Consider the following 14,259-nt stretch of genomic DNA (forward strand, 5'->3'; position numbering starts at 1 on the left):
GGTGACTCAAACCGTGAAACTCATTCTTGCACCCATGGAAGGCTTAACTGACCCGATTATGCGTGATGTTTTAACATCCGTCGGCAGCTTTGACTGGTGTGTGACCGAGTTTATCCGGGTTACTGATACCGTCCTGCCCGATCACATTTATTACAACTTTTGCCCTGAATTAAAAACAGAGGGTAAAACCGCTGCGGGGACGCCTGTGCATGTGCAGTTTTTGGGAAATAATCCTGAAATGCTGGCAGCCAATGCGGTCAGAGCCGTTGAGCTGGGAGCACCTGCCATCGACATGAACTTTGGCTGCCCTGCCAAAACCGTAAACCGTCACCGCGGTGGATCAGTTTTACTGGATGAACCTGAAGTGGTACATGAATTGGTCAAGGCGGTGCGAGATGCGGTTCCTCAGCATATTCCCGTATCGGCAAAAATGCGTTTGGGTTATATGGACCGTCATTTCATGCTCGACAATGCACATGCCATTGAAGAAGCTGGCGCATCTTGGGTGACGGTACATGCACGAACCAAAGCCGATGGTTACACCCCACCTGCGTTTTGGGACCAATTACAACCGATTCGTGAAGCCTTGAAAATTAATGTGATTGCAAATGGTGAAATCTGGACCAATGCTGATGCCAAACAGTGTCGCCTTGAATCAGGCTGTGAAGATTTAATGATTGGACGTGGTGCGGTCACCACCCCCGATTTGACCCAATGTATTCGTCAAAACTCGGACATGCCTTTACTCAATTGGCAAGATTTACTGGCCTTACAAATTCGCTTTATTAATGGCCCTGCCAAAACTGAAATTGGTATGCTCGGACGTTACAAACAATGGCTCGGCATGATGTCCAAGCATTATCCAGAAGCCAAGTTACTTTGGGATGAAGTGAAACGCATTAAACAACTTGGCGAAATCATCCAAAAGCTAGAAAACGCCTCAGCTTGAAATATTGATCATCATGAGCGCATTGATCGCTCATGATTTTTAAGCGTTCTTACCATTAACTCACTTCACTGAGTAAAATCGGGCGTCCCGTTTCCAGTTGAATAGGCATGGAAATATGTTGATGCGCGACTTTCCACGAATCACCAACTTTTTGAAAGCAAATGGTGGTGCGACACCAGAACACCTCTAAATTGGGTATTGCATCTATTTGATCGACCTTAGAAAAACAATGCAGCACAGCGAGTTCAGGTTGGGCAATAAGTTTGATCGCTTCACGATACACCCGAATATTGCCTGAAATGATCGGTAAATAACGATTCCAGAGTTGTTTATAGGCTTGAATACCTGTGAGATGTGTACTCACATCAATCAAACTAACATCTTCCATACACAGATCAGCCAGCGCTTGAATGTCCATTCTCTCGACAGCCGCATCCCATTGCTTAAGCATGGATAAGACTGCATGGGCACTTTCTTTATCACCCGTAATTTCTATGGTCATGGTGTCATTCCTTTACAGTGCATCAAATATAGATGCAGCATAAACATTAAATCTGACGACATTAAGACGGCAAGACATATCTATACATATCCCAATGATTCAGCAACATTGACGCTGCATTCGACACAGTTTTTTGAAGGTGCACTCCCTACAACCCTCATGAACCGATATGTGAATTCCATCACACTAAAAAAACTATAGCGAAAAAGAATCGTGGAATAAAGCACAATTTGAATTGTACCGACAATCCTTTCTTATACTTGAGCTTTTTATTCAACCCCCAATAATAAAAAAGCATGCCACTCGACATGCTTCATCCAGATCACTCGACATTAATGCGTTAAATCTTTAATTGTTGTCACGCAACCATTATTTTTGACCGACTCTATGCCCTTTTCTCGTGATTGTTCTGAAGCATAAAATTGACTGGTGCCAATCACCTGATGATTCGCAGCTTTCAGATTAAAATAAGGTTTGCCATTACTGGCAATCAGGCGTTCATAGCGACTGTCGAGCCCACTGTTCTTCTGCACCGACTCTATTCCCACATGCGCGGAAGGCTTGGCTTTATATAATTCGCTACTTAAAATAACTTCCCCATTACCAGCCTTTAGCACAAAACGATATTGACCATCTTTTGCTTGACTCAATTCAAACCATCCAGACATATTAAAATACCTCTTGTTGTTTTAAATGTAATTATTGTTGCTTAAAAAGATTTAAGTTCTAAGCAATATAAATGACTTTTATTCAACAAAAAAGAGCATTTTTACTCAACGTCTGGCTAGCCTATACTACTCTGCGGCACTCCGCATTCAAACTGGGCTATTTTAGGGCAAAATAAAATAACCCTTTGATGAGGGAATCTTAAAATGCATCAAGCAATTAAAGTGTTTGCGCTGGAATAATTGTTTTGCCGTAACAAGCTTTTTCCATTTCTAGGATTTCAATACAAAGCTGCACAGTTAAATCCGGCTGAGCAGGCAGCAATTGTTGTAAGGCAAGCAAGAGTTGATCCGAAATTTCTTTTTTAGTGGCTAAATCACGTCCCGACAGTAAGGAGACTTTCACATGCACATAAGCTTGAGAAGTTTCCCCAAGTCCAATCACAAAATCGGTTTGAGCTACGGCACGACTTTTAATGTCTGTTGCTGCTTTTACATGTCCTGTCGCCAGTAAGGCCTGATTTAAACCCAGTAAAATGGGTTGGGGTTGAAACGCTGTTAAATTATTAGAATATTCCAAATGAATGTGCGGCATGCATTAAGCTCGGATTGTTTAAAACTGAACTCTATCTTGCTGTTAATCAATCCCTGATGCAAGGATCAAGCGTAGAGGATTATGCCCTGCACCAGAGATTAGCAGAACCGTATTAAACTTTTTTCACATATTCAGATTTCAGTTTAATCGCACCAATGCCATCAACTTTACAATCAATATCATGCCCATCACTGGCTTCAGGCAATAAACGGATATTCTTGACCTTGGTGCCTACTTTCACCACAGAGGATGAGCCTTTGATTTTCAGATCTTTGATAACGGTCACGCAGTCACCATCACTGAGTAGATTGCCATTGGCATCTTTAATCTGAATCACTTCTTCGTTGGCACTGCTCTCGCCTTCTTTCCACTCATGCGAGCATTCTGGACAAATCAATAAATCGCCATCTTGATAGGTATATTCTGATTGGCATTTCGGGCAATTCGGTAAAGACATAAAAAACTCAAATGATCTAAATTGAAATAATATCGGACTAAGTGTAATAGAAAGCAGGATAAAACCCTAGTTTTTGTAAGACTTATTTCCCAAACAAATAGATGTCACACCCATCGGTTTATAACCAAATTTAATCAGAATGCTGTTGCAGAAGTAAGGCTTTTAACACAAGCGCATGGTTATGCGTTTCATTTTTTGCCGCAGTGATGAGTGTGAGCGTATTGTCCACCGCCAGAGTGCGTAGCTCTGCCAAAATCTCTGGAGACTGGGCCAATTCAAGTAAATACTTTGCTCGAAATGCTTCCCATTGACTCAAATCCTGATGATACCACTGCCTGAGTGCTGTAGAAGGCGTAATGGCTTTGGGCCAAAGATCGATCTTGGCTTGATCTTTTGTAATTCCTCGTGGCCATAAACGGTCGACTAAAATTCGAATACCATCCTCGGGGGAAACGGGGCTATAGACCCGTTTAATCTGTATTTGCATCAACGTCCTTTACTCAGCATAAAAGCCTGGTATTTAACTTTCCATGCTAATGTCTTCAACATCGCCATCTTCATCAAATGAAACACACAGCACATAATCAGTGACGTTGTCTGGCAAACTAAAATCAATCGAATCATCATTTTCTTCGACCGAGTGAAAATCTAAAAATCGCTGCGTAGATAATAACTCAATCACTTGCTTTGCATCAGGACGAGTCAGCCCCGTATGATGTTGCCAGTATTTCGGAGCAATTTCTTGCAAATGGTGCTCGACATATAATCGGACTTGATTATCTGGTGCCGCATCTTGCAAATAAGTTTGCCAAATGGCTTTTTTAGCTTTTTGTTCTCGTTCCTTAAAATTATTAAAATTTTGCATCGCATCCTTGCCTTCTATCCATCGGGTATTTCAGGAGTAATCAGTAATGCCAATAGTTGTAAAGATTCCTGCCATCCCAAATAGCAAGCCTCTGCGGGTATGGTATCTGGAATGCCCGATTGTGTAATCTGAATCTCAGTCCCTACCGCAACTGCTTTAAATTGTACGACCACCTCAATTAAATCAGGCATATTGGGATCTTCAAACTGATCCGTATAACGCAACAATTCATTTGGAATAACTTCATGATAGGTGCCACCAAAACCAATCCGAGTGCCTGTAGAAAAATTGGTGAAATACATTCGATATTTGCCCTCAGGCTTGATTTCAAGCAACTCGACATGGGCAGTAAAACCGTGCGGTGCCATCCATTTAACCAAAGCATCTGCGGTCGTAAAAGCACGATAAACACGCTCAGGCGGTGCTTGAAAGACTCGATGTAATTGAACCGTATTCGACATGAGACACCTATTTTTTATTATTTCGTTTTGATTAGTGTACGGCAAGTTTGGGGGGCTTATGTATAACTTGAGTATGCATTACACATAAACCACGCCCTTGAGTAGCTGCGGCTATTCGTCATCATAATCGTAGAGATAGCTTAGACAGCCCCAACCATCATATTCACCTTGGAACATTTCGGCAATTTTAACAAACCACTCTTCTAAATCTTGCACATCTTGATATTCAGGAATCATATTCACATGAATGTTCAACACCCATAAATCGCTGCCGTCATTTTTCACTTCTTCTTGAAACAACGAGATTTTTTGTTCTTCGTGCAGCAGGTGCAAAGCACATTTTTCTGCCTGCTCTTGTGTGGTAAAAACAATTGAAAATTCAATTTCATGCAACTCGGTTAAGTCATTGCCATCTTCATACATCTGCCAAAGTACGTTACCGTTATCATCATCAGGAAATAATTCATAATTGCGGCTCATGCGTGTGTCCCTGTTTTTTTGCTTATTAATTAGACGTAATTTAGCATGATTTTATGACAGTTTAAGCCCCCAAATAGATATTTTTAGAAAGCAGGCACAGACTGCACATCCACCAGTTCACCACTCAAGGGTTGGGTAAAGCTTAAATGACTGGCATGCAATGCCATCCGTTTTAACGGGCTTTGCGCAGGTTCAGGATGGTATAACTTATCTCCAGTAATTGGATGTCCAATATATTGCATATGAACCCGAAGTTGATGCGAACGTCCTGTAATCGGGGTCAATAACACTCGGCTAATGTCCTGTTGCTGATCATACTCCAAAGCTTCAAACAGCGTTTTAGCAGCTTTTCCTAATTCAAAATGCACGATCTGACGTGGCCGATTTTCCCAGTCTGTAATCAATGGCACATCGACACTGCCTGAAGCTTGAATTTTACCTTGCACCAATGCCTGATAATGCTTAGTGACTGTTCGCGCTTGAAACATTTTACTGACTGCGACCTCTGCATCACGATGCTTGGCAAACATCAAAATACCTGAAGTTGCCATGTCTAAACGATGGGTAATTTTCGCATCAGGAAACTGAGCCAACACTCTGAAATAGGCACTGTCATGATGCTCTGGCAAGCGCCCTGGTACAGACAGTAATCCTGCTGGCTTATTAATCATCACCAAGTCTGCATCTTCATACAAAATCACCAAAGGCTCTTGGGGCGGGGCATAAACAAACTGGTCATTTAAAGGCATGGGAAACAGCAATTGGGAAAAACCAAGGCAAAATATCAAGCCCAATACATGCTGTCAATTTTTGCCTTAATCACACTTCTACATCCACGCCAAACTCCGCTTTTGGCTTATATTGAAGCGCGAAGAAGTTTTAAAACTTAGCGTTTTTTATTCATTTCGGTCAATAAATCCAGTTGGATTTCCTGAATTTGCGCCAAACGTTCCCATTGATGGGACAACAGATGATCCATTTTTTCATGCAAATGACGGATCTCTAATTCGGCCTTGAGGTTAATTTGATAATCATGCTGTGAGCGCAAACGGTCTTTGGCTTCCTGCCGATTTTGACTCATCATAATAATCGGAGCCTGAATTGCAGCCAAACAGGACAAGACCAAATTCAATAGAATAAAAGGATAAGGATCAACAGGGTGAACCAATAACACCACTGTATTCAACAGAATCCACAGCACCAGAAAAATTGCAAAACAGATTAGAAATGTCCAGCTTCCCCCAAACGTGGCGATTTTATCCGCTAGCTTTTCTCCGAAAGTCCAGTTCTGATCAAATTCGGTTTCTATATTTTTACTGATCAGTTCATGGTGCTGCATACTGCTAATCACCTCACGCTCCAAACTGGTCAGCTCACCCTTTTCCGATTTCAGCAATGAATGCACATATTGAATACGGTAATGTGTCAAATCTGGATGACAAATAAAACTGTCCACCGACCATTCAGGATAGTCTTTTTGAATTTCATCACTGATGACATCCCGAATGATATGACCAGAAACGAGGGCTTTATTGGGAAATGGCTTTTTACAGACCAGACAATGGTGAGCTTGGTTTTGTTTATCGATCATCTTTTTAAGTTATTTGGACTTTTATCCTGATCATAGCAATTTTCTCTGCCAATTGAGCATTCTCAAAAAGACGCTGCAATAAATTTCTGAACGTTAATCCAGCAGAAACAACACAATGAGCGGAACTAAATTAAACACAATAATCAGAATTTTATAGACCGCCATCGATACATAATGAATTGCATCAAAAGTTTGATCATTCAGGTTAAACCAGCGTCCATGTAAACGCTTCATCCAAGGTCGCGCATAAATAAAGGCAAAAAACCAAATAAATAAAATCAGATAATTAATGACTAAGGACCAGCCCAAACCTTGACGCAATAGCTCGATATTCATCGCCTTCACCTCTCAGAAATTCATTTAAAGTATCTATCACGCAACTAAACACTAAGCATGACTCTAAAACCTCGTGCAGCATAATAAGACTCAGCACCATTATGATAGGTAAACACTTGCCCATATCGGCGGTCACCAAACAACGCTCCTCCCAGCCCTCGAATCTGCTTTGGGGTCAGAATCCAACTTGAGGTTTTAGTATCAAAATTGCCGAGTTGTTGTAATTGACGGTATTGCTGTTCGTTCAAAAGCATCGTACCCATTTTCTCAGCCAAATTGACTGCACTATCTTGCGGTGCATGTTGCTTGCGGCTTGCCAGGGCCTCTGCGTCGTAGCATAAACTGCGTCGCCCCTTCGGGCTTTCTGCCGCACAATCGATAAATAGATAGGCATCTTTTTGCTGATCATACGCAATCACATCAGGTTCACCACCAGTTTGCTCCATCCAATGCAAGCTTTGCAGTTTGCTGGGGTTTGCCTGAAGTTTCATGAAGATAGTTTCCCATGTCATATCTGCATGCCATGCACGATGCTGCTCAAAGCGCTGCTTTAAACACGCCAATAATTCATGATCACTTAAAGTAACTTGCTTAAAATCAGGCATCGACATTCTTCTTATTTTCACAATCAGCATTATTATCATTTTATATTAATTAAAGTGATGTCTGGGCTTCGTCTAAATTTGTAATTTAGCCGCATGAACGCAGCAGTTTTGCAGGGAGCAAATTGTATTGTGAGTTAAAAAAATATGGAGTCGTTTTATAAAGTTAAGTTTTTATTATTATGTTTTTCTTGGATTTTATTCTAAAAATTTTTTTAGGGTGTCAAGGGAAAACATCAGTGGTTTACTTCAACAACCATGACTTTGTAAGTCATAACCTTGTGCCTATAAACTTTTGGTTTATAGCGTCCTAAGCCGAATCGAGACCTTTTGGGTAAGTACTACACTCACGTTGTACGCAACTGGTAGCAATCTACTCTTTCCGATCCCTATCACACCCTTGAGATATAGTGTAGGTAGTTTCGACTGGGATTGTTTTCCTAAAAATTAAAATTTTCCACCATTTTTAAGCATTTTTCCCACAATATAAAAAATTAAAAGAATTAATTTCCATTTAGTAAAATTTAATCAGATATTAATTTCACTTTTAGTCATTATTTGCGTTTTTTTACCAAACCTAAAACATAACAGAGCGACTGCTCTATGCCCAAATCACCATAATGGCGGCCAGAATAACCAGAAACAGACCGAAATGATCTGAACGCGCTAATTTTTCTTTAAAGAAAAATGCCGAAATCAATAAGCTAAATAAAATTTCGATTTGTCCTAAGGTTTTGACCAACGCCACAGTTTGCATACTCATGGCACTAAACCACCCCAAAGAAGCCAAGAAACTACAGACACTCACTTTGAATGTCAGTCCTAAGCGTTGCCACATGTGAAGCAGAGTCTTTCGGCTAAATAGACTTAAATAAAGCAGCATAATAAGGCATTGAAAGCTGATTAATATGCACAGGACCCATGCTGCTCGATGCAAGAAAGGCAGCATATTCAACTCTAGGCTGGCTTCACGCACCAATAAGGAAGTAATCGCAAAACATAAGCCACTCCCTAAACCAATCCCCAAGGTTTCCAAGGAAAGTTGATTATTTTGGCTGCCCTTACTTAATAAAAATACCGCAATCGCACCGATCAGGACACCTAGCCATCCCCATACAGTCAAGTGTTCTTGCAAACAGATGACCCCGATTAATGCAGCTAAAATAGCTTCACTTTTGGCCAACCCAATACCAATGGCAAAATTCTTTTGCTGAAACAGCTTTACCATTAAAACCGTGGCATAAATCTGACTCAGTGCAGCCAATACCACATATAACCAAAATTGGGTGGAAAAACTGACTGCTTGCGTTACAGGCTGCTGAGTATATAAAAATGCCAGATAACTGAGTGCAAAAATTGGAGAAAATAGAAATCGGGCAAGGGTCGTGCCATAGACATCCACACTGCTACTGAGTTGCTTTTGAAAAGCATTACGCCACGCCTGCATAAATGCAGCCATCATGGTAAACAACACCCACGCCAATGACATAAGCTCAACTTCAAAACTAAATGAGTCGATAATTTACTCGCTTCAATTAAACTTTACGAGCCTTCGCTCAAATTTAATGACCTGAGGCACAGAGATGGATGACCCGCAATCTCTCCAGATCTTTGTTTGGGCATTTCATATAGAAGTGGCAAAATTAACCCTGTGAGCAAATCTTTGTATCAATTATTGGCATTACTTTGCCTTATAAATATTCCCGCAAAGCCGATGTGCAATTTCAAGCAAAATAGTGGAAAATTAAGCGAATTAATTCTTATATACATTGTTGAAGCGAGCATCTCATGAGTACTCTTGCATTTACGGCTTTCACCCTTCAAGGTGTAGACGCGCAAAAATTTCTACAAGGTCAAGTCACCGTTCATGTCGAACGTCTAATTGCAAACCAAACTCGCTATACTGCAATTTGCGACTTAAAAGGTCGTATTCACTTCGGACTCTGGTTAAAAAAAATCAACGATGAAAGCTTCGAAATTGTGACTACTACTGACCAAGCTGAAGAGTTTGCTAAGCACATTAAAAAATTCGGTGCATTTTCCAAGATAAAACTGGAATCAATCGGCACAGTATTTCCAACAATTGTCGACATACATACTGAATTCTCAACCACAGAAACCGATATTCAAGCTTGGCAATTACACGCCATTGAAACGGGACAAGCTTGGATATGTCAAAGTACCGAACATGAATTTCAGCCACAAGAGCTCCGTTTACATCAGCGTGAAGGCGTACACTACGACAAAGGTTGTTATTTGGGACAGGAAATTGTGGCACGTCTTTGGTTTAAAGCAAAACCTAAACATTGGCTGCATTGTGTACAAGGTCAAGGGGATGCTCCAGCGCCTGTGTCTCAACTGAATAATGATATAGAAGTGGTGAATAGTATTGCTCTCGATTCGGGTTATAAAGCCTTAGTGGTAGCCAAACCAACAGCAATTGTGGAGATGGGATTACAAATTCACTCTTTACCAGAAGCTTTAAACGGTGATGTTGCAAGACCAAGTCATTAATATTTCAAACATTCAGCTATAGATCGTATATCAAAAGTATACGATCTATGCATAAATTCTGAATTCAATATCAAAAATAATCACTTAGTCAAAACTATTCCCGAAATATCTCTTCATTTTGAGATCGACTCCACCTTAAAATAAAAAATAAATACCTAGTTTTGGTTATTTTTCAAACAATTGCATTTTAACCTAAAATCTACATTTACAAGTTTAAAGCTATATAATTCAATATCTTAAAATCAATCACCTGATAAAAACTAGGCTTTTTACTCTATTTCGCTTCTTTTTTGAACTAATCAGTTCTCCTAGAGCATTTACTCTTATTTTAATTGTGATATTTTTGTCACATGGAGTAACAAGATAATTTTGGTCGGACCTACCAAAAAATTCCAGATTTTACATAAACATACTTAAAAAATCGTGTACCTCAAGGGAAGATGAAAGAATGAAATTAAAAGCGCTAACCACCGCAATGATTCTCGCAGCATTACCAACAGCTGGAGCATTTGCAGCGGCTCTTGACCGTTCAGGACAATCAATTTCGGCATTCTTACAACCTGGCAACTATTTTGAAGCAGGGATTTCAGTACTTGATCCAGATGTATCTGGTAAAGAAAGTGGCTCCGCGTCTACAAATCGCGAAATTGGCGATATGGCAGGTGATTATTATTTTCCAAGCGCAGCGTTAAAAATTCAACCAACGTCAAACTTCTCTTTTGGTATTATATACGATCAGCCATATGGTGCTGAGGCAGAGTACACCGGTGAAAATATTTTTGTCTCTGATTCTAGCAACACAATTCTCGCACCTGAGTCTCTAGCAGCAATTCGTCAAAGTACAATTAACAATACTTTTAATAGCCTTAGTGCTGAACAGCGTGTTGGTGCCGCCCTAACGGCTCAAGGCGTAGATTTATCAACTGCTGCAGGCCAAACGGCTTATGCAAATACTTTAGCAGCATATAATAGTAATGCTACCGTCAAATCTCAAATTGATGCGGGTGTTCTGGCTGGTGTAACCTCAGCTGTAGATGCTGGTCTAGCAAATGTGAATGGGTTGTTAGGTACAGGGAATACAAAGGTTGAAGTTGATACTCAAAACCTATCTTTTATTCTAGGTTATCAACCAACAGAAAACTGGAACATCTATGGTGGTGCTGTTTACCAGACGATCAAAGGTAGCGTTTCACTTCGTGGTCAAGCATACAGCCTATATAATGGTTATGATGCATCAATTCCAGAAGATGGTGCTTATGGCTGGTTAGCAGGTGTTGCCTATCAAATTCCTGAAATTGCACTCAAAGCCTCGATCACTTATCGCTCGGAAATTGATCACCACGCAACACTAAATGAAAATATTCCGACTTTACCAGCTCTTGCATTACTACCGAATGGTGCAGCAGCAGCAGCAGCGATTGCTTCAGCGAGTGGTGAAACTAAAATCACCACTCCTCAGTCTGTAAACTTAGATTTCCAAACAGGTATTATGGCAAATACCGTGGCCTTTGCTAACTTACGTTGGGTGAACTGGAAAGATTTCTCAATTACACCATATAAATTCGGGCTAGTTTCAGAAGCTGTTGGTCCTTTAGTCAATCGTCCAAATGGCTTTTCACTTGTAGAATATTCAGATGACCAATGGTCTGCAAACGTTGGTTTAGGTCGTAAATTGAATCAACAATGGGCTGGAAACGTTTCTGTAGGTTGGGACTCTGGCGCGGGTAATCCAGTCTCAACGCTTGGTCCAACAGAAGGTTACTGGAACCTTGGCTTAGGTGTTCAATATAGCCCAACTCCTGCAACCTTTATTGCTGGCGGCGTGAAGTATTTCTGGTTAGGTGATGCCAAAGCACAAACTGGTGCTCAAGCTGGTGGCAGTGATTATGTTGCAGAGTTCTCTGATAATAATGCGATTGCATATGGCTTGAAACTAGGCTATCGCTTCTAAGTTAAAAGAAAATTTAAAAAGACCATCTTATCAGATGGTCTTTTTTTGGCAAAAAGTATCATTTTCTATTTTTGAATTTCACTATTAAAACTCAAATGTTGTTAATTTAAACAAATGGTCAAATTTACATTCTTATGCGAAAAATAAATTAATTACTCTATTTTTTTATATAAAAATCATTAATATACATGCGTACCATTAGTACTTTTACTCTATTCAAGTCCTTTTTATAGATTAATCAGTTCATTAAGTAAACGCCCTAGTGCATTTACTCTTTTTTAATTTATGTTACTTTCCCTTCACTTTTAGTTACAAAGCGATATCAGGGAAAATATCCATGAAGCTTAGCATCCTTAAAAAAGCAATTTTACTCAGTCTGATTCCAACCACATCTACATTTGCAGCAGGTCTTGATCGTTCTGGTCAATCGATTGCGGCTTTTCTACAGCCGGGAAACTACTTTGAAGCGGGTATTTCTATTCTAGATCCAGATGTTTCAGGCAAAGATAAAGACAATCAGAATACTGGTGACATGGCAAGTGACTATTACTTCCCTCATGCCGCTTTGAAAATTCAAGCTACCGACCACGTCTCTATCGGCCTAATTTACGATCAACCTTATGGTGCAGATGCAGAATACTCTGGTAATAATAATTTTGTTCAAAATGGAGCTGCTCCTTTTGAAGGTGGAACATCTGTTGTTGTAGATACTCAAAACCTAAATTTATTAGTGGGTTATCAACCGAATGAGAACTGGAATTTATATGCAGGTGCTGTTTATCAAACGGTAGATGGAACCGTCTTACTTCGTGGTAAAACTTATAGCGTTTTCAATGGTTATGATTTTAGAACAGGTGAAGATGAGTCTGTTGGCTGGTTAGCTGGGGTTGCCTATCAAATTCCTGAAATTGCTTTAAAAGCATCAGTAACATATCGTGCTGAAATTGAACATAAAATGAATGCTTATGAGAATTTTGGCTCTACAGCTATTCCGAACAATCCGCTAACTCCTGTAATTTCAGCGATTAGTAGTACTAATTCGGAAACTACTCTTACAACCCCGCAATCTGTAAATATCGATTTCCAAACTGGGATCATGGCTAATACTGTTGCTTTCGCAAATATACGCTGGGTCGATTGGTCAAAATTCAAAGTTCAACCTTATCAATTTGGTAAATTATCTCAGTATTTAGGGCAAAATAATCTTGTTCCTAACAAACCAAATGGCTTTAACCTGATTGATTATAAAGACGACCAAATTTCTGCAACTGTAGGTTTAGGACGTAAATTTAGCGATCGTTGGAGTTCTAATATCTCTGTAGGCTGGGATTCTGGCGCAGGCAATCCTGTGACGACACTCGGTCCAACTGAAGGCTTCTGGAGTGTAGGCACTGGTGTCCGTTTCTCCCCTGCAGAAAATTACTTCATCGGTGCAGGTGTGAAATATTATTGGTTGGGTGATGCAGATGCCGTTACGGGTGCTCATTCTGCAGCAGGCACATTTACCGATAATAACGCTATCGCCTATGGCTTGAATGTCGGTTATAAATTCTAATATTTAGAAATTAGAAAAAAGACGGACTGATATGTCCGTCTTTTTTTGCATTAATTTTAAAAATTAAGCAGGAATATCACGTACCGAAGCGTTACGAATCGCTTCTTTTAATGCAGCATAACCATTGATTGGTGGGAATTGCGGAAATTCAGCAATGACATTATCTGGTGCATCAAATAAGAAACCATGATCTGCCTCCCCCAACATTGTGGTGTCATTATATGAATCACCTGCCGCAATCACACGGAAGTTCAAACCATGCAAGGCTTTCACCGCCTGACGTTTTTGGTCCGGTTGGCGTAATTTATACGCAGAAATCATGCCCTGTTCATCAGTTTCTAACTTATGACAGAAAATCGTTGGCCAGCCCAGTTGCTTCATCAACGGATGCGCAAACTCATAAAAAGTATCAGACAAAATAATTAATTGGAAATGTGTGCTTACCCATTCCACAAATTCTTTCGCCCCTGGGAACGGTCCCATTTCTGCAATCACTTCCTGGATATCATCCAGACCCAAATTATGTTGTTTTAACAGATTCAGACGTTGTGTCATCAACACATCGTAGTCCGGAATATCGCGTGTAGTTGCTTCCAACTCTTTAATTCCAGTTTTTTTCGCAAAGTTAATCCAAATTTCTGGAACTAACACACCTTCCAAATCAAGACATACGACTTCCATGCTTACCCTCAACTGTCTATGAAAAAAATTTGGATTATAATAGCATCAACTTTTG

Annotated in this window: 18 protein-coding genes; 4 read left to right on the forward strand and 14 right to left on the reverse strand. The window is 40.2% G+C overall.

Annotated features, from left to right (window positions below):
* Positions 1-13 precede the first annotated feature (13 nt).
* Positions 14-949: a tRNA dihydrouridine synthase gene (locus AC6CHI_RS13860; RefSeq protein WP_498121960.1), complete on the forward strand. Its 936-nt coding sequence runs from the start codon at positions 14-16 to the stop codon at positions 947-949.
* A gap of 55 nt (positions 950-1,004) precedes the next feature.
* Here the strand turns inward: AC6CHI_RS13860 and AC6CHI_RS13865 are convergent, their stop codons facing one another.
* From AC6CHI_RS13865 to AC6CHI_RS13925, 13 genes are all read right to left on the reverse strand, one after another.
* On the reverse strand, positions 1,005-1,451 hold the full coding sequence (locus AC6CHI_RS13865) for a YybH family protein (RefSeq protein ID WP_458893221.1): 447 nt from the start codon (positions 1,449-1,451) through the stop codon (positions 1,005-1,007).
* Between the two features lie 332 nt (positions 1,452-1,783).
* Complete coding sequence (locus AC6CHI_RS13870) at positions 1,784-2,119, reverse strand: YegP family protein (protein WP_458893222.1); 336 nt, start codon at positions 2,117-2,119, stop codon at positions 1,784-1,786.
* 217 nt (positions 2,120-2,336) lie between these two features.
* Positions 2,337-2,711 carry a 5-carboxymethyl-2-hydroxymuconate Delta-isomerase gene (locus AC6CHI_RS13875; protein WP_498121963.1) on the reverse strand — a complete coding sequence of 125 codons (375 nt, stop codon included), beginning with the start codon at positions 2,709-2,711 and terminating at the stop codon, positions 2,337-2,339.
* A gap of 112 nt (positions 2,712-2,823) precedes the next feature.
* Positions 2,824-3,168 carry a zinc ribbon domain-containing protein YjdM gene (locus AC6CHI_RS13880; RefSeq protein ID WP_498121965.1) on the reverse strand — a complete coding sequence of 115 codons (345 nt, stop codon included), beginning with the start codon at positions 3,166-3,168 and terminating at the stop codon, positions 2,824-2,826.
* A 130-nt stretch (positions 3,169-3,298) separates the two neighbouring features.
* A complete protein-coding gene (locus AC6CHI_RS13885) occupies positions 3,299-3,655 on the reverse strand; it encodes a DUF488 domain-containing protein (RefSeq protein WP_498121967.1) in 357 nt (118 codons plus the stop codon).
* Between the two features lie 33 nt (positions 3,656-3,688).
* Complete coding sequence (locus AC6CHI_RS13890; RefSeq protein ID WP_498121968.1) at positions 3,689-4,033, reverse strand: DUF2004 domain-containing protein; 345 nt, start codon at positions 4,031-4,033, stop codon at positions 3,689-3,691.
* 14 nt (positions 4,034-4,047) lie between these two features.
* Positions 4,048-4,494 (reverse strand): SRPBCC family protein, encoded by a 447-nt coding sequence (locus AC6CHI_RS13895; RefSeq protein ID WP_498121969.1) that lies wholly within the window; start codon positions 4,492-4,494, stop codon positions 4,048-4,050.
* 111 nt (positions 4,495-4,605) lie between these two features.
* On the reverse strand, positions 4,606-4,974 hold the full coding sequence (locus tag AC6CHI_RS13900) for a ribonuclease E inhibitor RraB (protein WP_458893228.1): 369 nt from the start codon (positions 4,972-4,974) through the stop codon (positions 4,606-4,608).
* Positions 4,975-5,057: 83 nt separating this feature from the next.
* The gene (locus tag AC6CHI_RS13905) at positions 5,058-5,723 is read right to left on the reverse strand and encodes an RluA family pseudouridine synthase (protein ID WP_498121970.1); all 666 of its coding nucleotides are present in this window, start codon (positions 5,721-5,723) and stop codon (positions 5,058-5,060) included.
* 137 nt (positions 5,724-5,860) lie between these two features.
* Entirely contained in the window at positions 5,861-6,565 is a 705-nt protein-coding gene (locus tag AC6CHI_RS13910) for a DUF1003 domain-containing protein (protein WP_498121972.1), read from the reverse strand.
* A 93-nt stretch (positions 6,566-6,658) separates the two neighbouring features.
* Positions 6,659-6,901 (reverse strand): DUF6868 family protein, encoded by a 243-nt coding sequence (locus AC6CHI_RS13915; RefSeq protein WP_498121973.1) that lies wholly within the window; start codon positions 6,899-6,901, stop codon positions 6,659-6,661.
* A 44-nt stretch (positions 6,902-6,945) separates the two neighbouring features.
* On the reverse strand, positions 6,946-7,506 hold the full coding sequence (locus AC6CHI_RS13920) for a DUF4256 domain-containing protein (protein WP_498121975.1): 561 nt from the start codon (positions 7,504-7,506) through the stop codon (positions 6,946-6,948).
* A 598-nt stretch (positions 7,507-8,104) separates the two neighbouring features.
* Complete coding sequence (locus AC6CHI_RS13925; RefSeq protein ID WP_498121976.1) at positions 8,105-8,992, reverse strand: DMT family transporter; 888 nt, start codon at positions 8,990-8,992, stop codon at positions 8,105-8,107.
* Between the two features lie 299 nt (positions 8,993-9,291).
* Between AC6CHI_RS13925 and ygfZ the strand changes: the two genes are divergently transcribed.
* The 3 genes from ygfZ to AC6CHI_RS13940 all read left to right on the forward strand — a co-directional run bounded on the left by ygfZ (position 9,292) and on the right by AC6CHI_RS13940 (position 13,523).
* Entirely contained in the window at positions 9,292-10,017 is a 726-nt protein-coding gene (gene ygfZ / locus AC6CHI_RS13930; protein ID WP_498121978.1) for a CAF17-like 4Fe-4S cluster assembly/insertion protein YgfZ, read from the forward strand.
* A 448-nt stretch (positions 10,018-10,465) separates the two neighbouring features.
* Positions 10,466-11,968 (forward strand): long-chain fatty acid transporter, encoded by a 1,503-nt coding sequence (locus tag AC6CHI_RS13935; RefSeq protein WP_498121979.1) that lies wholly within the window; start codon positions 10,466-10,468, stop codon positions 11,966-11,968.
* Between the two features lie 337 nt (positions 11,969-12,305).
* Positions 12,306-13,523, forward strand: coding sequence for an OmpP1/FadL family transporter (locus AC6CHI_RS13940; protein ID WP_498121981.1), 1,218 nt, complete (start codon positions 12,306-12,308; stop codon positions 13,521-13,523).
* Between the two features lie 63 nt (positions 13,524-13,586).
* Here AC6CHI_RS13940 and thrH read toward each other — a convergent pair whose 3' ends face one another.
* Positions 13,587-14,204 carry a bifunctional phosphoserine phosphatase/homoserine phosphotransferase ThrH gene (thrH, locus tag AC6CHI_RS13945; RefSeq protein ID WP_458893237.1) on the reverse strand — a complete coding sequence of 206 codons (618 nt, stop codon included), beginning with the start codon at positions 14,202-14,204 and terminating at the stop codon, positions 13,587-13,589.
* Between the last annotated feature and the right edge of the window lie 55 nt (positions 14,205-14,259).

The sequence above is a fragment of the Acinetobacter sp. GQ146 genome, from assembly GCF_059758585.1.